Annotated in this window: 19 protein-coding genes; 10 read left to right on the plus strand and 9 right to left on the minus strand. The window is 48.2% G+C overall.

Annotation, left to right across the window (positions count from 1 at the left end):
- Window positions 1-92: 92 nt before the first annotated feature.
- Window positions 93-311, minus strand: a complete 219-nt coding sequence (locus BWK47_RS13415; protein WP_162329026.1) for a hypothetical protein — start codon at window positions 309-311, stop codon at window positions 93-95.
- Window positions 312-521: 210 nt separating this feature from the next.
- Between BWK47_RS13415 and BWK47_RS13420 the strand changes: the two genes are divergently transcribed.
- Window positions 522-1,094, plus strand: a complete 573-nt coding sequence (locus BWK47_RS13420) for a hypothetical protein (RefSeq protein ID WP_162329027.1) — start codon at window positions 522-524, stop codon at window positions 1,092-1,094.
- A 28-nt stretch (window positions 1,095-1,122) separates the two neighbouring features.
- On the opposite strand, the gene sdhB is transcribed toward BWK47_RS13420, so the two are convergent.
- Window positions 1,123-1,860, minus strand: coding sequence for a succinate dehydrogenase iron-sulfur subunit (gene sdhB, locus BWK47_RS13425; protein ID WP_010873761.1), 738 nt, complete (start codon window positions 1,858-1,860; stop codon window positions 1,123-1,125).
- Window positions 1,861-2,026: 166 nt separating this feature from the next.
- Window positions 2,027-2,416 carry an AbrB family transcriptional regulator gene (locus BWK47_RS13430; RefSeq protein ID WP_010873762.1) on the minus strand — a complete coding sequence of 130 codons (390 nt, stop codon included), beginning with the start codon at window positions 2,414-2,416 and terminating at the stop codon, window positions 2,027-2,029.
- A 163-nt stretch (window positions 2,417-2,579) separates the two neighbouring features.
- Between BWK47_RS13430 and BWK47_RS13435 the strand changes: the two genes are divergently transcribed.
- Window positions 2,580-3,053, plus strand: a complete 474-nt coding sequence (locus BWK47_RS13435) for an Rrf2 family transcriptional regulator (protein WP_162329028.1) — start codon at window positions 2,580-2,582, stop codon at window positions 3,051-3,053.
- A gap of 61 nt (window positions 3,054-3,114) precedes the next feature.
- On the opposite strand, the gene BWK47_RS13440 is transcribed toward BWK47_RS13435, so the two are convergent.
- A complete protein-coding gene (locus BWK47_RS13440; protein ID WP_162329029.1) occupies window positions 3,115-6,945 on the minus strand; it encodes a diguanylate cyclase domain-containing protein in 3,831 nt (1,276 codons plus the stop codon).
- A gap of 448 nt (window positions 6,946-7,393) precedes the next feature.
- Here BWK47_RS13440 and coaD point away from each other — a divergent pair, with 448 nt between their 5' ends.
- From coaD to BWK47_RS13460, 4 genes are all read left to right on the plus strand, one after another.
- A complete protein-coding gene (coaD, locus tag BWK47_RS13445; protein WP_010873765.1) occupies window positions 7,394-7,873 on the plus strand; it encodes a pantetheine-phosphate adenylyltransferase in 480 nt (159 codons plus the stop codon).
- A 65-nt stretch (window positions 7,874-7,938) separates the two neighbouring features.
- Complete coding sequence (locus BWK47_RS13450) at window positions 7,939-8,772, plus strand: DivIVA domain-containing protein (RefSeq protein WP_010873766.1); 834 nt, start codon at window positions 7,939-7,941, stop codon at window positions 8,770-8,772.
- A gap of 16 nt (window positions 8,773-8,788) precedes the next feature.
- A complete protein-coding gene (gene rsmG, locus BWK47_RS13455; protein ID WP_162329030.1) occupies window positions 8,789-9,583 on the plus strand; it encodes a 16S rRNA (guanine(527)-N(7))-methyltransferase RsmG in 795 nt (264 codons plus the stop codon).
- Window positions 9,584-9,812: 229 nt separating this feature from the next.
- Window positions 9,813-10,721 carry an Hpt domain-containing protein gene (locus BWK47_RS13460; RefSeq protein ID WP_204250414.1) on the plus strand — a complete coding sequence of 303 codons (909 nt, stop codon included), beginning with the start codon at window positions 9,813-9,815 and terminating at the stop codon, window positions 10,719-10,721.
- On the opposite strand, the gene sufR is transcribed toward BWK47_RS13460, so the two are convergent.
- Window positions 10,718-11,440: an iron-sulfur cluster biosynthesis transcriptional regulator SufR gene (gene sufR, locus BWK47_RS13465; RefSeq protein WP_162329032.1), complete on the minus strand. Its 723-nt coding sequence runs from the start codon at window positions 11,438-11,440 to the stop codon at window positions 10,718-10,720. The two genes, BWK47_RS13460 and sufR, sit on opposite strands and share 4 nt — an antisense overlap.
- A gap of 255 nt (window positions 11,441-11,695) precedes the next feature.
- On the opposite strand from sufR, the gene sufB reads away from it, so the two are divergent.
- From sufB to BWK47_RS13485, 4 genes are all read left to right on the plus strand, one after another.
- Window positions 11,696-13,138 (plus strand): Fe-S cluster assembly protein SufB, encoded by a 1,443-nt coding sequence (sufB, locus tag BWK47_RS13470; protein WP_162329033.1) that lies wholly within the window; start codon window positions 11,696-11,698, stop codon window positions 13,136-13,138.
- A gap of 141 nt (window positions 13,139-13,279) precedes the next feature.
- Complete coding sequence (sufC, locus tag BWK47_RS13475; protein ID WP_010873771.1) at window positions 13,280-14,050, plus strand: Fe-S cluster assembly ATPase SufC; 771 nt, start codon at window positions 13,280-13,282, stop codon at window positions 14,048-14,050.
- A gap of 135 nt (window positions 14,051-14,185) precedes the next feature.
- Window positions 14,186-15,547 (plus strand): Fe-S cluster assembly protein SufD, encoded by a 1,362-nt coding sequence (sufD, locus tag BWK47_RS13480; RefSeq protein ID WP_162329034.1) that lies wholly within the window; start codon window positions 14,186-14,188, stop codon window positions 15,545-15,547.
- Between the two features lie 67 nt (window positions 15,548-15,614).
- The gene (locus tag BWK47_RS13485; RefSeq protein ID WP_162329035.1) at window positions 15,615-16,877 is read left to right on the plus strand and encodes a SufS family cysteine desulfurase; all 1,263 of its coding nucleotides are present in this window, start codon (window positions 15,615-15,617) and stop codon (window positions 16,875-16,877) included.
- Here BWK47_RS13485 and BWK47_RS13490 read toward each other — a convergent pair.
- The 4 genes from BWK47_RS13490 to gmhA all read right to left on the minus strand — a co-directional run bounded on the left by BWK47_RS13490 (window position 16,867) and on the right by gmhA (window position 20,571).
- Window positions 16,867-18,057 (minus strand): TRC40/GET3/ArsA family transport-energizing ATPase, encoded by a 1,191-nt coding sequence (locus tag BWK47_RS13490; protein ID WP_162329036.1) that lies wholly within the window; start codon window positions 18,055-18,057, stop codon window positions 16,867-16,869. The genes BWK47_RS13485 and BWK47_RS13490 overlap by 11 nt on opposite strands.
- A 42-nt stretch (window positions 18,058-18,099) precedes the next feature.
- The gene (locus BWK47_RS13495; protein ID WP_162329037.1) at window positions 18,100-19,311 is read right to left on the minus strand and encodes a hypothetical protein; all 1,212 of its coding nucleotides are present in this window, start codon (window positions 19,309-19,311) and stop codon (window positions 18,100-18,102) included.
- Window positions 19,308-19,877, minus strand: a complete 570-nt coding sequence (locus BWK47_RS13500; RefSeq protein ID WP_020862049.1) for a D-glycero-alpha-D-manno-heptose-1,7-bisphosphate 7-phosphatase — start codon at window positions 19,875-19,877, stop codon at window positions 19,308-19,310. Before BWK47_RS13500 ends, BWK47_RS13495 begins: the two co-directional genes overlap by 4 nt.
- A gap of 109 nt (window positions 19,878-19,986) precedes the next feature.
- Entirely contained in the window at window positions 19,987-20,571 is a 585-nt protein-coding gene (gmhA, locus tag BWK47_RS13505) for a D-sedoheptulose 7-phosphate isomerase (protein WP_010873777.1), read from the minus strand.
- Window positions 20,572-20,709 lie beyond the last annotated feature (138 nt).

A 20,709-nucleotide genomic window follows, 5' to 3' on the forward strand; every position in this document is an offset into this window, starting at 1 on the left:
TAAGCTTTCCAGCCAAACCCCGTAAATATTTTTTTTATGACCATTTGGTTACTCTGCCAGATGGTTTTTTATTGTTTCAAAGTCAGACAAAATTAATAACTATCTTCCCCTTGGACGGTTTTGAGCACTAAACGCTGATTGGCCTGCATCAACAGGTCGGCGATCGCCGTTTTGAATCTTAGAGCGACGGAGGAATTGGCCAAGAAAGCCTGGGCTTGTTCCCGGTATTCTGCCCCCTGTACCGTTTCTGCTTGGTCTAGGGTTTCCAAAGCTTGGCAGAGGTCATTAATCTGGGCGGTGTGGTCAGACATGGTCTTATTTCTCCAATGCTGTTTCCGCCATGGTAACCCAGCTAACTAAAAACAGAACCTTGCTTCATGAAACTTTTGCCTTGTTGCCGTTGCCACTTCCCCCATTGCAAAGCTAAGCAAAAAATAGTTTTCGTTGCTACCGAACAAGGCGAGAACTAGCCATCGTTAAAATGGGGTAAGCCGAGATTCTAACCAGGAGGTGTTGATTCCGTGTCCGGTAAAAAAAATGATTACGATGCTCTCTTAGCAGATTTCACCGATCGGGAAGGGGCGATCGCCCTACTGCGCCAACATCGACCCTATCTAGAAAAGCTACCCAGTTTGCGGCGGCCAGAACAAAGCATTATCACCATCCCCCTGCCCATTGTCCGTTTGCGCCATCTTCCCCTCAACGATGCTGACCAAGGGGGCCGACAAACCACTCCCTTGGCCAAGGTAATTCCCTGTGACCTGGCAATTTTGATGTGTGACCCAGAATGGCAGGTGAAATTAGGCTCGGAAATTTTGGTCTTTATCCACCGCCCAGAGGAAAACTTTTCTGATCTGCTCAGTCGTTGGCGTCGGAGTCAAATCTATCTAGACCAAGACTATGAATGGTTGATGCCCCCCCAGGAAAAACATATGTTTAGTGAAGCGGCGGAGGAAATCTGTCCCCTATTCATTATTTTTGAGCAAACTCCCCACCATATCCAAAAGGGTCTGGCCGGAGCCGGGTTGCCCTTTGTGCTCCACAGTGAAGGCAATTTAACAATGGCGGAAACCCTAGAACTAATTTCTGAATAATGGTTTAAGTAAACTTAAATTTAGGAATTTAAAGGGGATCCATCAAGTCAAATAAACGAATTTTTAAGGCTTCAATCTGGGACAGAGGAGCCACCCCAGTGGGGCAAGAATCACTACACATGCGGCAGTTGTTGCATCCCCACACCCCCTGTTTATCTTTGCCCAGGGCTTCGAGGCGGGCCTTAGTGGCCATATCCCGATTATCTAAAATCAAACGGTTAGCTTTGGCTAGGGCATGGGGCCCGACAAAATTTTCGTTTTTCTTTTTGGCGTCGCAGTCGGAATAACAAACTCCACAAAGAACACAATTGCTCACATCGTTGAGGGCAGCCCGCTGCTCTGGGGATTGGGAAAATTCTGCTCCTTTTTCCCCTTGGTGCTTATTAATCAAATAGGGATAAACCGCATCTAACCCGGCAAAAAATTTCTCCATATCCACCACCAAGTCTTTAATAACGGGTAAATTCCCCAGGGGACTGATGGTGAAAACTCCGGTATTTTCCTGGTTACTTTCGGCTAACCACTGGCCCAAGCTTTTAATACTTTCTTTGCAGGCCAACACCGGGCGATCGTTCACCCTCACGGCGCAGCTACCACAGATGGCATTACGGCAATTCTTGCGGAAGGCCAAGCTGCCATCCTGTTGCCATTTGATCTGATTTAAACAATTTAGGATGCTGGTTTGGGGATCAACATCCAAATAATAATTCTGCCAATGGCGATCGCCATCAGTTAGTTGTCGTTGTATTTTGCAAACAATTTCCATGGTATGAGGAAATCAACAGGGCAAAAAAGGCTCGACCTTCCTATTACGGAAGGGCCGGGGGCAATAATTTTTATTCCTGGTCCCGGCAAAATTCCATAGATCAATGGGGAATTGTAGGAGGATGTCCCCCTTAAATTTTATCCCCATTAGTCCCAGCAAATTAGCCTTACTCTTCTTCGTCGTCAGCCCCCACCTGTTTGAGGTGAATGTGTTTGCGACCGAGGGTAATTTCAAATTCATCTCCCACGTTGAGGCTCATTTTTTTTGTGTAGGCGGCTCCAATGAGAAGATTGCCGTTGGATTGCACGCTAATGCGGTAACTAGCGGAGCGGCCACCCCGACCTTGACCGGAAGCAGAACTGTCTAAATCAATGCCTTGGGCATCCATTAAGGCGTTGTAGAACTTCATCATATTGACCCGGGGCAGGCCTTTTTTTGTGGAAGTTACATAACCGCAGATTTTAGCTTTCTCTTCTTTGGGCAGATCGCCTAATTCTTTAACTTTCTCGAGCAATGCTTCGCCAGTTAGGGGCTTGGTTGCGTTTGATTTAGCCATTCAAGTTTTCGGTGATTGAGATTGATCAGAATTGGTAAGCAAGGGAAGATTAGTCGAAGGAATGGTTGACTCTTTTGCTCCTTGCTACCCTGCTTATATTACACGTTTCTTGGAATAATTATCTAGTTTGTTCAAATAAATAGTTAATTTAATGGGATAGTTGATGGGCAAGGATGGCTTCTATACTAAAGGGATGAAGTTGACAACAAAAAGCCATTACAGTGTTAAAGCCTTACTGGATTTAGCTCTACAACCGGACTACGGCCCTGCTTCGGTGAAGGCGATCGCCGAGCGACAGAATATCCCTGGGCCCTATCTGGAAAAACTGTTGATTACCCTGCGACGGGCGGGCATAGTTAATGCCTATCGGGGGGTGAAGGGAGGATATCAATTGGCCCAGGCCCCGGATCAAATTTCCCTGGGGCAAATATTAGCGGCCCTGGAAGAAAGCCTGGAACCATTTCCCCAATATGGGGATGACCAAAGTTTGGCGGAGGATTGGGTTACCCTCAGTGTGTGGCGACAACTACACCAAAAATTTGTCAAAGCTCTCTATTCAATTACTTTGGCTGACCTTTATTACGATGCCCGCAGTTGGCAGGCGGCCCAAGGGGAAGGGATTAATTTTATTGTTTGATTGATCAAAAAATAAAGGCGGGATATCAATCTTCAAACCGCTTAATTGTTAGGCGATCGGGCTAAACTTCCCCATCAACATGGGGCAACTGGGACCCTTCATAGGCCAGCCATTGGTTGCGACCTTTTGCTTTGGCTTCATACAGCGCCAAATCCGCCGCTTTGACCAGAGCGTTGGGATTGATATGGCGTTCGGGAGTATAAACGGCAATGCCAATGCTGAGGGTGATATGGCCCGTGCCGGACACGGTGTGGGGAATGGCCAAATTAGCCACTTCCACCTGGAGAGCTTCCGTTACATTGATTGCCCCTTCTAGGCTAGTTTGGGAAAGAATAATAGCAAATTCTTCTCCCCCGTAGCGAGCCACTAAATCCGTTGGTCTTTTGGCAACTTTGGCCATGGCATCGGCAATTTTTTTCAGACATCGATCGCCAGCAGGATGACCATAATTGTCGTTAAAACCTTTGAAAAAATCCACGTCACAAAGCAGCAGAGCTAAGGGTTCCCTAATCCGTTGTAATCGTTGCCATTCCCGTTCCAGGGTGGAATCAAATAAGTAGCGGTTACCCACTTGGGTGAGGGCATCCAAGGAGGAAATTTGCTGTAACCGAATGTTGGCCGTTTCCAATTGTTCGTACAGTTCCCCCTGGTGAATGGCGATCGCCACCTGGGTTGCCAACTCCATCAACAGTTGCAGATCCTCTTCTTGCCAATAACGGGGGGTTTTGCATTCGTGGGCAATGAGCAAACCCCAAAGATTTTCATTGAAAACCACCGGCACTACCAAATTAGCTTTGACCTGGTAATGGCGCAGTAACTCCTTGTGGCAGTCCGCCAAGTCAGCCTTTTCAATGTCAGACACAGCCCGCACCCTACCTTCTCGATACAGCCGCAGATAATGGCCCTTAAAACAGGGATCGTCAATTTCATCGTTAATAATTGATCGGCAAAAATCATTGTGGGATTCCGTCACCACCTGCCCCGACCACTGGGAATTAAATTTAAATAACACCACCCGGTCAGTATTTAGGAATTGCCTCACTTCGGTGACGGTGGAGTACAAAATGTCATTGATGTTGAGGGAAGCGCGAATTTTATTGGCAATTTTCAACACTAATTTTTCCTTGACATTGCGCTGTTGCAACCGTTCCTTGAGCAAAACGTAATCGTGCAGTTTTTCTGTCCAAGGATTTTCCCGATTGAGGGAATTGGGCAAGGGGTGATCGCCAACATTGTCCTGGCCCGCCTCTGTTTCTGTTTCCGGCAGAGCAACCTTGGGCAGGGGCGGAGTGGGGCCAAAATCAAGAATCTGCGGATAGTAAAGATAGGTCATCATCGCTTCTGCTGGAAGGGGCCTAGTGAGGAAATAGCCCTGGCCCAGATGGCAACCCATTTTCTGCAAACGTTGCAGTTGGGCTTCCGATTCGATCCCTTCGGCCACAGTTTCCAGATTTAAACCATTGGCCAAATCAATCACGTACTGAATAATGGCGGTGTCTGCCCCCTCATTGAGCAAATCATTCACAAAGGATTTATCAATTTTCAGGCGGTGAATGGGCAATTGCTTGAGAATGCTGAGGGAAGAATAGCCTGTGCCAAAGTCGTCGATCGCCACCTGTACCCCTTCTTCCCGCAGACGATGGAGCAGCACCACTGTCCCTTTAATATCCTCCATCATTAAACTTTCGGTAATTTCGAGTTCCAAGTCCTCCGGCGGCATGCCTGTGCGCTTCAAACATTCCAGTACCGAATTAAGCCATTTTTCGTCCTGGAATTGACGGGCCGAGATATTTACTGCCATGCGTAGCCGACGCCCCGTTTCCCGGAAAAAATGTTGGTGGGTAGCACAGGCCGTTTCCAGCACCCATTGCCCTAAATGATTGATCAGCCCCAATTCCTCTGCTAGGGGAATAAACACATCGGGGGCCACCTGCCCCAGTCGGGGATGCTGCCAACGCACCAAGGCTTCTACCCCTAACAATTTCCCCGTATCAAGGGCCACCTGGGGTTGGAAGTAGAGTACAAACTCTTGATTAGTCAAGGCCTGCCGCAGGTCTGACTCCAACGTCAGGCGATCGAGCATGGGGGCTGAATCCTGGGGGCGGTAAAACTGGTAAGTGTTTTTGCCCTGACATTTCGCCCTAGTGAGGGCAATTTCCGCAAACTTCAGCAAAGATTCCGCCGTTTCCCCATCGTAGGGAGCGGTGCTAATGCCCATACTGGCGGTGAGATAAATGGGTTGGCCCTGGAGGAAAAAGGGTTCTTGAAAGGTGCCCAACAGTCTTTCACACAGGGGAATCATTTCCTGGTTATCACTAATTTGGGTCAGCAAAATAGTGAAGCCATCCCCATGCCAACGGGACAGAAGGGGGCTATAGGCCGCTAGGGGGCTAAGTTTTTGATTGAGGCGATCGGCCACTTCCTGCAACAGACCATCCCCGGTTTTATGGCCAAAGCTTTCATTAATGCGTTTAAATCTGTCCATGGCAATAACCAAAACCCCCACCATTTTCCCTTCATAGAGAGCATCCAACAGAGCTAGGGTGAGTTGACGATTAAAAATGATCCAATTGGGCAATTGGGTCAGGGGATCGTAGGCAGTTTGCTGGGTAATCAGTCTAGTCACAAACTGTTGGGTAATGGCCATGTACAGTTGGGTGCTGGCCACTTGGGCTAATTTCCGTTCTGAGCGATTCCAGGTGGGCACCAATTTTTGGGTTTCTTCCCAAGCCTCGAAGGAAAGACGGGGCAGAATATTGCGGCGGTCAATGCCCCGTTTCCCGGCCCAGTGTTTTACCAAAGATTTCTCCTTCCGCAGCAGGATTAATCCCCCCACCCATTGCTGGTCCGCCGCCAGGGGCACAATCAGAAAAGATTGGAAATTTTCTGCGCTTAGGGATTCCGCCGGGGCAATCCAATCGGAGCGCTGTTCTAATTCCCCCAAAGTGTAACCACGGGGCACACAGTTAGTGGGAGGTAGCGGTGCCACACTGGTGAACGGTCGAGGTTTTTCCCAGGTGGACTGTACTGCGGCCATCGGCTCCATCGCTGCTGAAGGTTGGCCCCGCATTAGTTCCTGCCACAGGGACGTTTCCAGCCAATTGCCCCAGTCAAATCTGAGGTTCCATTGGTAATGCTGGGCAACAGAACCGGTTAAATCCGGGGCAATGTAGAGCACAGCTCCATCGGCTTCCACGGCTTGCCCCACTGTTTCCAATGCATACTGCCAGGTTTCCGGGCGATCGCCATACTGAGCCACCGTTGTTTCTAGCCTTTGTACCAGCGCTTCCTGTACCTGTTGCTGATGTACCTGCCGGCTTAACTGGGACTGGGTAATGGCCAGGGAAACTTCCTTGCTCAACAGGGCCATGGTTTCCCACTCCTGCTCGGTAAATCGCCGGGGTTTACTGTGGTGTACCGCCATAATGCCCCACAGTTGCTGATCCTGCATTACGGGCACCGTTAGGGAGGATAACACCCCCATGGCAAGGAGATATTGAATATGACAACTATCCACTGTTGTGTAATGGCCATTACTATGCTCCGTCGGACTAATGCGACCGGACAACTCGTGGGATTTTTTCCGACGGTGGGCCACATCCACGGCGATCATCTTCCTTTGGTTACCCAACTCTTCCCTGGCCTGGGGCGGAATGTCCTCCACCGGAAAATGTAGCCCCAACAAGGATGGTAAAGCAGCTCTGTTAACTGCCTCTGCCAACACTTCCCCGCTGCCATCGCTGGCAAATTTGTAAATTTTTACCCGGTCCACCCCTAAAAAGATACGAGCCTCTTCCACAATTACCTGGAGGGTTTCCCGTAAAGTCAAAGCCCGGTGGAACTTATTGATGACGTTACGGAGAAAATCTTCTAAGGATCGATTAGGGTTCATGTTTTGACTCGGCGGGGATTAAGCGGTGGGAAGGATCTCGTTGTAACGACCAACAACCCAAGACCCGAAAGAACAAATTACTAGGAACAGGAAAATCGATCAAAATCCTGGCTTGTCCCTTTGGAAACCATGGCTGCAAGGGCAAACCTTAAAATTTTGATGACTCTGACCGTCTATGTTTACCCTATCCTCTAAGCAATTAGACTTATGGGAAAGGAAGATAAAATTTAACCTATTGAATAAAGTAAATGTAAAAAATTTACTCAGCTAAATTGTCTCTATATCTTAACAAAATTGAGGCCAGAACTAGGGTCATGGTATTTTCCCTCGGTTGGGAAAGTTGCACCTTGGTCGGCTAGCCCCCACAATAAAGCCAATTTGCGGGGCTTCATTTCCCCGGTCTTGGTTCCGATAGTTTATACACCCGTAACTTGAAATTACCTCTTCTGTGATCGCCATTTATCCCGGTAGTTTTGACCCCATCACCCTCGGCCATTTGGACATTATTGAGCGGGGTAGTGGTTTGTTTGAACAAATCATTGTCGCTGTGCTCTGTAATCCCAGCAAGCAACCCCTATTTTCGGTGGAAAAGCGGCTGGAACAGATCCGCCACTGTACCCAACATCTGACCAATGTGACCGTGGATAGCTTTAACGGACTGACGGTGGACTACGCTAAGCAAAAACAGGCAACGGTATTACTACGGGGTCTGCGAGTCCTGTCGGACTTTGAGAAGGAACTACAAATGGCCCACACTAACCAAACTCTTTGGGACGGAGTGGAAACCGTATTTTTGGCCACCGCCAAGGAATATAGCTTTTTAAGTAGTAGTATTGTCAAAGAAATTGCCAAGTTCGGTGGTAGTGTGGATCATCTTGTTCCCCCCTCAATCTTGGCCGATATTTGCTCTTCCTATCCATCCCCCTAGATAAATTGCGTTAAAACTGTTTTAAATTTCGTTCTATTTGCCCCGTCAAGCGCCTAGATAACCCTATGACCCGCCGAGAGAGTGCCAATCCTGAAGTAACTGAGAATAGCGCCGTTGTGCCCGGCCAGACGGTGGATTTTGATATTCAACAACAACTAGCTGAGCTGCAAGAATTACTCTATGACAGCTTCCACATTCCCCTAACAGCCTGGAGTGTGGTGGATGAGGAAAAAATCCTGGACCAAATTGATGTCATTGCTGAATTTATTCCAGGGGCGGTTCATCGGGCGATCGCCATTTTGGAAAGGGAACAGCAAATTTTGCAGGGGGCGGAGTTAGAAGCCCAACGGATGATTGAAGTGGCCCATCAGGAGGCCCAGCGCATTAAGGATGAATCGGGCATTATCCAAAAGGCCCAATACGAAGCCGACCAATACAAAGCCCAAGTTCAACAGGATTGCGATGCCCTCCAGCGCCAGGTGCAACAGGAATGTGAAGCTTTGCAAAGGCAAACCCAACAGGAGTGCGACACCCTACGGCGACAGACCATGGGGGAACTAGAGCAAATCAAGCAAGTTACCCATCAGGAAATCCAACAGTTTCGTCAGCAAACTGTGCAGGAATGTGAAGCCCTACAAAAACAAACGGAACAGGAAGCCACCGAAATGCAGAGGGATGTGGATACCTATGCCGATCGCCTGTTGAGCCGCCTGGAAGGAGAATTAGGGCAAATGATGCGCAGTGTGAGCCAAAGCCGCCAGATCCTCTACGAAAATTCCGCTGAACATAACGCCACCATCACCAACCGTCCCCCCGTGGCCACCCCCAGCCCAGTGCTCCCGCCTTCCCCTGGCCCCAAACCCCCCAGAGGCGATCGCCCCCGCCGCCGTTCCCGTTAAGCTGAAGTAAGTTATTGTGTCATTGAATCTAGACAAAGATAATCGCGACCTATCGTCAGACCAGGGGCATTTAGGGGAATTTCGTCGGGGGTTAGAAAATTGGCCCCCAGGTTTAGTTTGGCAACCTGACGGGGAAAAGATTGAGGCCATGGTCAAGCTCTACCAAGGAGTCCTGGCCGGTAATGCCCGCTTGAATTTGACCCGCATTACCGCTCCCCTGGATTTCCTAGAAAAACACCTTTGGGATTCCCTGGCCGGGGTTTTGTTGTCGGACCACGGCCGTAATGACCCCCAGGCTCGGGTGATCGACATTGGCACTGGGGGGGGATTCCCTGGATTGCCGGTGGCCTTGGTGTGGCCCCAGTGGTCTGTGACCCTGTTGGATTCCACCCGCAAAAAAATTAACTATCTAGAGGAATTGGGGCACCGTTTGGGCTTAGCTAATTTGGCCTATCTGGTGGCCAGGGCGGAAGCTGTGGGGAACCAGCCCCAGCATCGCTCCCAGTATGATTTGGCTTTAATTCGGGCCGTGGGAGAGGGGGTTGTCTGTGCGGAATATGCCCTACCTTTGGTGAAAGTGGGGGGCACGGTGGTGCTTTACCGGGGTCAATGGTCAGCGGTGGAAGCAGAACAATTGGAACGGGCCTGCGCTCTATTGGGGGGCAAAGTCAGTGCCACGGTGGCAGCCGCTACCCCCTGGAGTGGGGCCCAGCGACACTTTATCTATCTAACCAAGGAAAAACCTACTCCCAGTGATTTTCCCCGGGCGATCGGAGTACCCCGTTCCCATCCCTTGGGGGTGGAGAATTAACTTCGTTATCCCCGGAGATTTGTTGTCATAAATTGCTGACAGAAAATTTTTCTGAGGGAAAAGTGTCATTGAAGCTAAAATTTGCCGTATAAGATAATAAAACATCCTACTCAGGCGGCCCGCTGCGCCTTTTTTGGACTAGAGTTAACTTTTACTGCGTTCATTGTTATCTTTAGCTCGCTGGCGGTATATGCTAGGGGAGTGGCCATCCAAATTTGAGGGTACGACCTTGGATCAGCAAAAAATCCTCGGCTATTTTATCGAAGAAGCTCAGGAGCATTTGGAAACCCTGGAACGGGGCATCCTTGACTTGGGTAAGGTGGTGCAGGACTCGGAACAGGTCAACGAAATGTTTCGGGCGGCCCATTCCATTAAAGGGGGGGCGGCCATGTTGGGCTACACCAGCATCCAAAAAACGGCCCACCGTTTGGAAGATGCCTTCAAGGTGTTGAAGGAGCATCAGTTGCCCGTGGATCAAAAATTGGAGTCCCTATTCCTCAACGGCTACGATGTCTTGCAGGATTTGGTGGAAAAATTGCAGAGTCCCGCTGGACTTCAGCCAGAAGAGGCAGATTCCATTGTGGATGGGGCGGCATATCAGTTTGAAGAGTTACAGAATTATCTGAATTATCTCCTCAACCAGGGCAGTGCCGCGGCCACTTCTACCCAAACTATGGCGGCCAAGTCCACCAGTACAGGTACGTTCAATGAGAGTGATGTGCCGGAGGAAATTAAGGTTCTGTTACATAAAATGTTGCAGTTGTTTAAGCAAGAACCATCGGCCACTTCTCGGGAAAAACTTCAGGAATATTGCACTCGTCTGGGCCGCCTAGCCCCCAAGCAAGAAAATTGGCAGCATTTACTCTCCCTCAGTAAACAGGCGATCGCCAATCCATTGCATTCCTACCGTACCTTGGCCCCGGTGGTGCTGAAGGATCTTAAACAGGGCTATGACTGTTTTGTGTTAGCCAAGCCTGGAAACATTCGGGTCAGCGATGGTCTTAAACAATTGGCATCTAGCCAAGTGGCCCAGGTTCTCATTCCAGCAGACCCAGCGGCGGCAGCTAGCGTTCTCATGAAGGTATTCAACGACAGCCAACTGCGTCAATTGATTAAAAATCTTTCTGCCGCCCGTTAGTTCGGGGTTTTAGACTGGATCAAATAACCACAGGTGTGTTCCCCATCATTAAGCCAATGGGTTCTTTCGATGGCACAGTCCGGCAGAATAGCGGCAAACATTTCCAACTCATGGCCACAAACAGTGGGGTAGGATTCGGCCACATCGGCGATCGCACAGTGGTGCTCCGACAAAATAAATTTTTCCGCTTGCTCCACCGAAAGGGGATGAATTTCCGCCATATAACCTTCCTGCCGCCGTAGCTCCACCAGTTTATGTACCCTTTTGGATAAGGGGCCCTGGCCAATTTGTTGGCGATAGGCTTCCGCCTTCCGTTGCCATTGTTTTTTCAACACTGCCCCCAACTGTTCTTCCCCCACTGTTTCCACCAGGGAGTCGATGAACGAAAGGGCAAATTCACCGTAACGTTGGGGAAATTGTTCCCGCCCCTGTTTACTCAACTGATAGAGAAATTGGGGTCTGCCCATGCCCTGTCTTTCCTGTTGATGCTCAATTAGGCCATCATTTTCTAAATCCTTGAGGTGCTTACGCATGGCCTGGGGACTAATGCCCAACTCTTCAGCCATGGCGATCGCCGATCCTTGCCCCTCTTTGAGGAGATAGCGGAGGATATCTTCTTTGGTGGAGTGGGAAGAACTGAGGGTCATGGTCAACAACAGGAGAAGGAAATTTTGGAACCGATGCGTGGCAGTCCAGTAAACTGAAAGGACAACCCCCATGCTAAGCAGGATTACCTAGATTAATTGTCGGCTAATTATCAATTAGTTAACCCTAGTCCATGGCCAAGGGACTTCCCGTAGGAGCACCGACCTTGGCACTTTGACAACAATCGGGTTGCTAATCTATTCTAGAATAGATTAAAACAACTTACCCGTTGTTTTAGTTTCGCTCCTTGAGATTTATTTCGTCCCACCGCCAATCTACCTTGCCTTGGGCAGTTCCCTATCTGAATTCCCCGGAGAACACTGCATTCGATGAGTTCCACCACTGTTAAAAACCTGGTCAACCAACCCTACAAATATGGCTTTGTCACCAACATTGAAGCGGATGCTATCCCCCGTGGTCTGAGTGAAGACGTGGTGCGACTCATTTCTGCTAAGAAAAATGAACCCGAATTCATGTTGGATTTTCGCCTCCGGGCCTACCGGCATTGGCTGACCATGGCGGAACCCACTTGGCCGGCGGTGCATTATCCCCCCATTGATTACCAAGATATTATTTACTACTCCGCCCCTAAGCAAAGTAAGAAAAAACTAGAAAGCTTAGATGAAGTGGACCCAGCTTTGTTGGAAACCTTTGAAAAATTAGGGATTCCCCTATCGGAGCAAAAACGTTTAAGTAATGTGGCGGTAGATGCCATTTTTGACAGTGTTTCCATTGGCACAACTTTTAAGGAAAAGCTAGCGGAAGACGGGGTAATTTTCTGTTCCATTTCTGAAGCATTGCAGGAACATCCCGACCTGGTGCAAAAATATTTGGGCAGTGTGGTGCCCACCGCCGATAATTTCTTTGCCGCCTTAAACTCTGCTGTATTCAGTGACGGTTCCTTTGTCTTTATTCCCAAAGGGGTGAAATGTCCCATGGAATTGTCCACCTATTTCCGCATTAATAATGGGGATACAGGTCAGTTTGAGCGAACATTAATTATTGCCGAAGAAGGGGCTTCCGTTAGCTATTTGGAAGGTTGTACTGCGCCTATGTATGACACCAATCAACTTCATGCGGCGGTGGTGGAATTGGTAGCTTTAGATAATGCTGATATCAAATATTCCACCGTGCAAAACTGGTATGCCGGGGATGAAAATGGCAAGGGCGGAATTTACAATTTTGTGACTAAGCGGGGTCTATGTAAAGGAGTTAATTCCAAAATTTCCTGGACCCAAGTAGAAACCGGTTCCGCCATTACCTGGAAATACCCCAGTTGTGTGCTAGTTGGGGATAATTCCGTCGGGGAATTCTACTCTATTGCTTTAACTAACAACAAACAACAAGCCGATACGGGAACTAAAATGATTCACATCGGTAAAAATACCCGTAGCACCATTATTTCCAAAGGCATTTCCGCCGGTAATTCCGCCAACAGTTACAGGGGTTTGGTGAAAATGGGACCTAAAGCCCAGGGCGCTCGCAATTATTCCCAGTGTGACTCCATGCTCATTGGCGATCGGGCAGCGGCTAATACTTTCCCCTATATTCAGGTGGACAATAATACCGCCAAAGTAGAACATGAAGCTTCCACTTCCAAAATTGGCGAGGATCAACTCTTTTACTTTGCCCAACGGGGAATTTCTGAGGAAGATGCGGTGTCCATGCTAGTCAGCGGTTTCTGTAAGGATGTGCTAAACGAATTACCCATGGAATTTGCGGCGGAGGCTGATAAATTACTGAGTCTCAAACTAGAAGGTACTGTGGGTTAATAATTGTCGAAGGGGGGTGACTGCTAGGTTTAAGTTTGACCTATTTTTCTCCTGAATAATTAACTATTCTAGCCAGAATAGAACCTAGATTTTTTCATTCTTCACCAAGCTATCTTTCATTAAGTTATTTCTGATACGTTTATGAGCCAGACTATTCTTTCCATTAAAAATCTCACTGCCTCTGTTGATGGAAATCAAATTCTCAAAGGAGTTAACCTAGAAATTAAAGCAGGGGAAGTCCACGCCATTATGGGACGCAACGGTTCTGGTAAAAGTACTCTTTCTAAAGTAATTACTGGGCATCCCGACTATGAAATTACTGGCGGTGAAATTATCTACCAGGGGCAAGATTTATCAGCTTTGGAACCCCATGAGCGGGCCTTAGCGGGAATTTTTCTTGCCTTCCAATATCCTTTGGAAATTCCTGGCGTAAGCAATTTAGATTTCCTCCGCATTGCCTATAATGCTAAACGCAAACATTTAGGTTTAGAAGAATTAGACACCTTTGATTTTGAAGATCTAATTCAAGAAAAGTTAGACGTGGTGAAAATGAATCCTGCTTTTCTAGAAAGGAGCTTAAATGAAGGATTTTCTGGAGGAGAAAAGAAGCGCAATGAAATTTTGCAAATGGCAATCCTAGAGCCAACTTTATCCATCCTTGATGAAATTGATTCGGGGTTGGATATTGATGCCCTCCGCATTGTCTCTGAGGGGGTCAATTTTCTTAAAAATCCTGACAATGCCACCTTGGTTATTACCCACTACCAACGCTTGTTAAATTACATTATTCCTGACCATATCCATGTAATGTATGACGGTAAAATTGTCATGAGTGGAGGCAAGGAGTTAGCCCTGGAATTAGAAGAGAAGGGGTACGATTTCCTCGATGAACAGGTTTTGGCTCCCATTTAAACTTCTGTTTCAGCTTGGTTGCGTTATTTTCCATTCCGCTAGGCAAGTTGGCCGATCGCCAGGCATTATTGAGACAATTTGAGCTACTGCACTAACTAAACTAATCCACTTTGCCCATCCCCAAGGATACTGCCCATGACCGCCGCCATTTTAGCCGATGCCCTGACTCAAAAAGTTCACCAAACAGAGATAGACAAAGAACTGCAAGCCCTTAAGGAGCAAGCCATGGTCTCCGGGACGGAGGACTCCATTTTGGTGAATAAACGACAGGGAGCAGCCGATTTGTTGGGTAGTTTGCGGTTGCCCCATAAGCGGGATGAGGAATGGCAATTTACGGATTTAAGCGAGCTAAAAGCAATTGATTTTGTGGCCGCTGGTAAAGTTAGTCTGGATGTGGCGGCGGCGGAAAATTTCTACTTACCGGAAGCCCATCAAAGTCGCCTGGTATTTATCAATGGCTTTTTTACTCCAGAGTTGTCAAATACTAATGATTTACCCAGCGCCATTACTTGTCAATCCTGGACTAATCTTGCCGCCCATCAAAGGGAGCAGTTAGCCAACTATTTGGGGCAAAAAACGGACGGTAACGAAGTTTTTAGTAACCTTAATACTGCCGGAATGACAGATAGTGGGGTAGTCTGGATTCCCGCCAATATTGAACTGAAAAGTCCTATCCACTTACTGTTTTTAACGGTGGTTGATCCAACCCCTATCATGGTGCAACCCCGTTTGTTAGTGGTAGTGGAAAATAACGCCCAAGTAACCATCGCTGAGTCCTACGGAGCGATCACCACCAATTGCACCGATCGCCCGCAGCAACAGCCCTACTTTAACAACATCGTCAGCGAAATTTATTTAGGGGAAAATGCCCAGGTTACCCATATCCGTAACCAACGGGACTCCGGTGATAGCTTCCACATTGCCACCACGGCGATCGCCCAGGGGAAACAAAGTCGTTATCAATTAATTGATGTTAATTTAGGTGCAAAACTATCCCGTCATAATTTACAAATGGCACAGCGGGGAGAAGGGACGCAAACTGAATTTTTGGCCTTGACTACCCTGGCTGGAAGACAGGTGAGCGACACCCACAGTACCATAGCTTTAAACCATCCCCATGGGGTAACCAATCAACTCCATAAATGTATTGTGGATGAATATGCCCAGGCAGTTTTTAGCGGTAAGGTTTTAGTACCCCAGGCGGCCCAATTGACCAACGCCCAACAGTTAAACCGTAATTTGGTGTTATCTTCCAAAGCCCGTATTAATACAAAACCTGAGCTACAAATCACCGCTGATAATGTTAAATGTTCCCACGGAGCTACCATTAGCCAGTTGGAGGCGGACGAGGTCTTTTATCTCCGTAGTCGGGGCCTAAATGATTATGATGCTCGCCATTTATTGATTGATGCCTTTGCTGGGGAAATTCTGGATCAAATTCCCTTAGCCTCTTTGCAAGGACGTTTGCGGCAATGTATTTCCTGTCGGACTATTTAGTCAGTCAGCAAACTCGGTATTTTAGTTGATTTTTTAGTTAGCCTTAGTATTCTTTGATTTTTAAGCCATGGTTGCTCTCCAAATTCCCAGCCTTGCCGCCACTGTCCGCCAAGATTTTCCCATCTTAAATCAAGAAATTAATGGCCATCCCCTGGTGTATTTGGACAATGCCGCCACCTCCCAAAAACCCCGGGCTGTGCTGGAAAAATTGATGCATTACTATGAAAATGATAATGCTAATGTTCACCGGGGAGCCCATCAATTGAGTGTGCGGGCTACTGATGCCTACGAAGCAGTTCGGAATAAAGTGGCAAAATTTATTAATGCCCGATCGCCAAGGGAGATTGTTTACACTCGTAACGCCACGGAAGCGATTAATTTGGTGGCCTATAGCTGGGGGATGAATAATCTCAAAGCAGGGGATGAAATCATTACCACCGTGATGGAACATCACAGCAATTTAGTGCCTTGGCAAATGGTGGCGGCCAAAACCGGGGCTGTACTAAAATTTGTGCAATTAGACGAGCAAGAAAGCTTTGATTTAGAACATTTTAAAACCCTACTTTCTGAAAAGACTAAGTTAGTCACTGTTGTTCACATTTCCAACACCTTGGGCTGCGTTAACCCGGTGGAAGAAATTGCCCAATTAGCCCACCAAGCTGGGGCTAAAGTGTTAGTTGACGCCTGCCAAAGTGCGCCCCATTACCCTCTGGACGTACAACTAATTGATTGTGATTGGTTAGTGGCCAGTGGTCACAAAATGTGTGCCCCCACAGGCATTGGTTTTCTCTACGGCAAAGAAGAAATCTTAGAAGCCATGCCTCCCTTTTTTGGCGGCGGCGAAATGATTGCTGAAGTCTTTTTTGATCATTTCACCACTGGAGAGTTGCCCCACAAATTTGAAGCGGGGACCCCGGCCATTGCCGAGGCGATCGCCTTAGGAGCGGCGGTGGATTATTTAACCGACTTAGGGATGGAAAATATTCATAACTATGAAGTGGAATTAACCTATTACCTCTGGCAAGGCTTGGGGCAAATTCCCCAACTAAGGCTCTATGGCCCCAATCCCAAACACGGAGATCGGGCCGCTTTGGCCTCATTTAATGTGGCAGGACTCCACGCCAGCGACTTGGCCACCATGGTGGATCAAGACGGTATCGCCATTCGTTCCGGGCACCATTGCACCCAACCGTTGCACCGATTGTTTGACGCTTCCGGCAGTGCCAGGGCTAGTCTGTATTTCTACAACACCAAAGAAGAAATTGACCTATTTTTACAATCTTTGCAAGCAACCATTCGCTTCTTTAGTGATGACGACTTTACCGTTTAACTGCCTCAGCAAACCTAATTTTGAGGTAATCATCCTCCATTTTTGCTCCAGCGGGACTTAGGGCCGCCAAAGCCTGGGGCAGAACCAAGTTGCGGCGATGGTTACCGATACGAACATTTAACTCATCGCCGGTTTTATTTAGTTGAATTTGCTCTTTAGGAATGCCTGGCAAATAAAGTTCTAAACTGTAATCATTGTTGTTGCCCTGAACAATGTTAATGGTGTTTTCCTTGTAGTAAACCTGGGAAGGATCTTCATCTTTGTACAAAGTGTCCTTCAGTCTTTCCAAAGCGGCTAAGCCACACATTTCTTCCGAGAATAGGGGCGCTTCCTTCACCGGCAGAGGATGGAAATTGTCATAGATTTCTTGCTTATAGACCTGTTGGTTACTTTTCCACCGTTGGAAGAAGGGATCGTCAATGGTTTCGGGCAAAATCCGGTTAGCGATGACCAAATCTGTGGATACATTGTACAAACTTAGGTAGGCATGGGCCCGCAATGATTCCTTCAACACCATCTTTTCTGGGTTGGTCACCAAACGTACGGAAGTCTGCGTGTTATCTGTTAACACTTTTTCCAGGGCTTCAATTTGCTCATAAAATTCGTAGGGAGCATCCATCACTTCCTTGTCGGGCAAAGAAAAACCGGCGATCGGTCTAAATAGGGGTTCCACCAATGGTCTGAGGGCCACGGACATCCCCTGTAAAGGCTTATAAAAACGTCGCATATACCACCCCCCCACTTCCGGCAAACTGAGCAGACGTAGGGCAGTACCTGTGGGAGCAGAATCGATAATCAGTACATCATAATCGGCTTCGTCATAGTGGCGTTTCATCCGCACCAGACCAAAAATTTCATCCATGCCAGGGAGAATGGCCAGTTCCTCCGCCTGTACTCCATCTAGCCCCCGGGCCTGTAATACCTGGGTAATGTAGCGCTTAACTGCGCCCCAGTTGCCTTCCAACTCCATCAAAGCATCTAATTCTGCTCCCCAAAGATTTTCCTTTACCAGGCGGGGCTCATGGCCCAACTCCAGATCAAAACTGTCAGCGAGGGAATGGGCAGGGTCGGTACTCAGAACTAGGGTCTTATGGCCTAATTCCGCACAACGGAGACCGGTGGCCGCCGCAACGGAGGTTTTACCAACCCCCCCTTTACCTGTCATCAGAATTACGCGCATGGATGGCTCTGCCTAGAAAGATGAAAAATTGGAGACGGAATGTTACATATTGTTAACTTCCATGTTTCCATTATGCCGGGAAAGCCAGATTTCTTGCAGGGTTTTGGCATAACTTTCTAGGCTGTGGTGCCGACGGTAAGCTTGGGCCATGGCTGCTAATTGCTGATGGATACTTGAATCGGCCAACTTTTGGTCAATTTCTGCCCATACTAGGGATTGGGCTTGCCAATCCACTACTAAACTGTCGAGGTCGTACTGGTTTAATTCCCTGGCCATCCAGGTGCCCGGAGATACTAACGGTATTCTTTCTGCGATGATGGCTTCGGTGAAAATGCCGGAAGTCCTTTCTGCATAAGCTTCTGGATCGTAGGGTAAGAGAATAATTTGGGCTTTATTTAACCAACCGGCGTATTCTTCCCTAGTCAGGCGATCGCCAATTAAATGAACTTCAATTCCTTCACTGTCACTTTTTAAGCCGGAAGCCGCCGCCGCAATTAGTTGGAGCCTAGGTGAATTAGGCCGGGGCAATGAAACCAAATGACGCATCACCGACCAACCTTTTTCTTCCCGAGGGGCACCGGGCCACCAGCAAAGAATGGGATCAGCTTCTGTAAATAAAGGTACAACTTCAGCAAAATCCGTGTGGGGAATGGGCATCACGGTGAATGGTTGGCGAAAATAATCCTGGAGCGATCGCCCGAGGGGTTCACTATCGGTTAAGAATTGGCATTGGGGCGGGGATAGTAATTTCCGCAAACGTTGGTGGAGCCAATGGTACACAGAACGAGTTTGGTCTAGATGCACGTCCCGACGGTAGAGGATCCAAAAATGCAATCGGCTTCGGGTTTCGGGAGATAATTGCCGTAGCCCCCACCAGATAGCAAACAGTTGGAGATGGATAAAGCGCTCTAAAAAAAGAATAACTGGTCGACTTTCCCCATCGGTTAACAAAGGTCGCAATTGTTGAGCTAAAACATCACCACATTGCATGGCTTGGGGAATACGGGTTAACTTGACCGTCATGCTTCCCTCTGCTTCCAAATCCTCCGGCAGAAGAATTCGATGGAGGCGATCGCCAATTTCTTCTAAATTTGGATCCGCATCCTGGGGCACCCAAGCCTGATACTGCCACCCCAAATACTCCACCGATCGCCGTACCGCCCCGTGGTAAGGCACAATATGGCCTTCCCCTCCCATCAGATGGGGTATGAGAGAAATAAATAGGGGTTGATCCCGAGAATGGTCAGAGTTCATTTGCTTGAAAGGGAAGCCAGCAGACTAACAGTTTCCCCCAGATTGGCAAAGACGGGAATTGGCCCAGCTAATTGCAACCTAAACTTATCCAACTGTTGGCAAGTTTCCTCACCCCGCCCTGTCATTAGCACCACTGGCTGACAACCGGCCGCAATGGCTGCTCCCACGTCACTGGGGGCATCGCCAATAAAGTAGGATTCCTGGAGAGAAATTTGGTACTGCTCCGCCGCCCGCAACAACATTTCGGGGGAAGGTTTACGGCAATCACAACCGTCCTCTGGATGGTGGGGGCAAAGGAAAAAATCGGTGAACTTTACTCCCTCTTTGCCGTACTCTTGTCGGATTTTGGTATGGACCGCCGCCACGTCACCGTGGTCAAAATAACCCCGGCCAATGCCCGCCTGATTGGTGATCACAATTAATAAATATCCTGCTTTTTGCCACTGGGTTAAAGCTTCCCCGGCACCGGCCGGTAACTGCACTTGCTCCGGTTTACCAAGGTAGGGAATATAGTCAATGATGACGCCGTCACGGTCGAGGAACAGGGCTTTGCGGAGGGCACTCAAGGTTATCGGTGTGAATATTTATTTGGCTAGATTAAAAATGGCTTTAGTATCCTACAGGACAGGGACGCAGTCCTACCCCCCATCGAACTAAATTTGATCACCCTTTCAACTAGACTTTGATTCCCACAGACTTTTGGGCGAAGAGACGGGATTCCACCTGTTCACAGATGTGATGGTAGGTCATCAAATGCACTTCTTGGATGCAGGGAGTGTTTTTGTCGGCGACGAAGAGGGGATAGTCAGCAAATTCCTGGAACAAACCACCGTTATTACCAGCCATGCCGATGGTGTGTAAACCCTTATCCTTGGCACATTTCAGCGCATGGAGCACATTAGTGGATTTACCCGAAGTGGACAAACCCCAAAGAATATCCCCCGGTTGGCCCAAAGCTTCCACTTGACGGGAAAAAACAATATCGTAGGTGTAATCGTTGCTGACAGACGTGAGGATGGAACTGTTGGCGGTCAAGGCGATCGCCGGTAGGGCTTGGCGGTTGAAATGGAAACGGCCGACAAATTCAGCGGCCAGGTGTTGGGCATCGGCGGCGGATCCCCCGTTACCGCAGATGAGCAATTTATTTCCCGCCTGGAATCTTTGGCAAATCAGATCTACCACGGCCTCAATGGCTCCGCAATAGGATTGATCGAAAGCCTTGGCAAGGGACTGTAAACGCTGTTCAACCCATTCAGACATAGTAAATCCTCATTTTCAAAGCCTGAAGCAGCCAAAAAATCTAGCTTCGACTTTTAGGGACTCCCATTGCCATAAAAAAGTGGCAGGGGCCAAAATATAGTTCCTAATCTTAATCGAGGGAGGCAAAAATTGGCTAAT

Source organism: Synechocystis sp. CACIAM 05, from assembly GCF_010222815.1.
In the GTDB taxonomy this organism is placed as follows: Bacteria; Cyanobacteriota; Cyanobacteriia; order Cyanobacteriales; family Microcystaceae; genus Synechocystis.

What these genes read in the sequence shown, in the direction of transcription:
- BWK47_RS13485 (WP_162329035.1), top strand. Translation starts at nt 15,615, where the DNA reads ATGGTTGCTCTCCAAATTCCCAGCCTTGCCGCCACTGTCCGCCAAGAT.
- sufB (WP_162329033.1), top strand. Translation starts at nt 11,696, where the DNA reads ATGAGTTCCACCACTGTTAAAAACCTGGTCAACCAACCCTACAAATAT.
- BWK47_RS13450 (WP_010873766.1), top strand. Translation starts at nt 7,939, where the DNA reads ATGACCCGCCGAGAGAGTGCCAATCCTGAAGTAACTGAGAATAGCGCC.
- sdhB (WP_010873761.1), bottom strand. Translation starts at nt 1,860, where the DNA reads ATGGAAATTGTTTGCAAAATACAACGACAACTAACTGATGGCGATCGC.
- BWK47_RS13440 (WP_162329029.1), bottom strand. Translation starts at nt 6,945, where the DNA reads ATGAACCCTAATCGATCCTTAGAAGATTTTCTCCGTAACGTCATCAAT.
- sufR (WP_162329032.1), bottom strand. Translation starts at nt 11,440, where the DNA reads ATGGGGGTTGTCCTTTCAGTTTACTGGACTGCCACGCATCGGTTCCAA.
- gmhA (WP_010873777.1), bottom strand. Translation starts at nt 20,571, where the DNA reads ATGTCTGAATGGGTTGAACAGCGTTTACAGTCCCTTGCCAAGGCTTTC.
- BWK47_RS13430 (WP_010873762.1), bottom strand. Translation starts at nt 2,416, where the DNA reads ATGGCTAAATCAAACGCAACCAAGCCCCTAACTGGCGAAGCATTGCTC.
- BWK47_RS13415 (WP_162329026.1), bottom strand. Translation starts at nt 311, where the DNA reads ATGTCTGACCACACCGCCCAGATTAATGACCTCTGCCAAGCTTTGGAA.
- BWK47_RS13495 (WP_162329037.1), bottom strand. Translation starts at nt 19,311, where the DNA reads ATGAACTCTGACCATTCTCGGGATCAACCCCTATTTATTTCTCTCATA.
- BWK47_RS13490 (WP_162329036.1), bottom strand. Translation starts at nt 18,057, where the DNA reads ATGCGCGTAATTCTGATGACAGGTAAAGGGGGGGTTGGTAAAACCTCC.
- BWK47_RS13435 (WP_162329028.1), top strand. Translation starts at nt 2,580, where the DNA reads ATGGGCAAGGATGGCTTCTATACTAAAGGGATGAAGTTGACAACAAAA.
- sufD (WP_162329034.1), top strand. Translation starts at nt 14,186, where the DNA reads ATGACCGCCGCCATTTTAGCCGATGCCCTGACTCAAAAAGTTCACCAA.
- sufC (WP_010873771.1), top strand. Translation starts at nt 13,280, where the DNA reads ATGAGCCAGACTATTCTTTCCATTAAAAATCTCACTGCCTCTGTTGAT.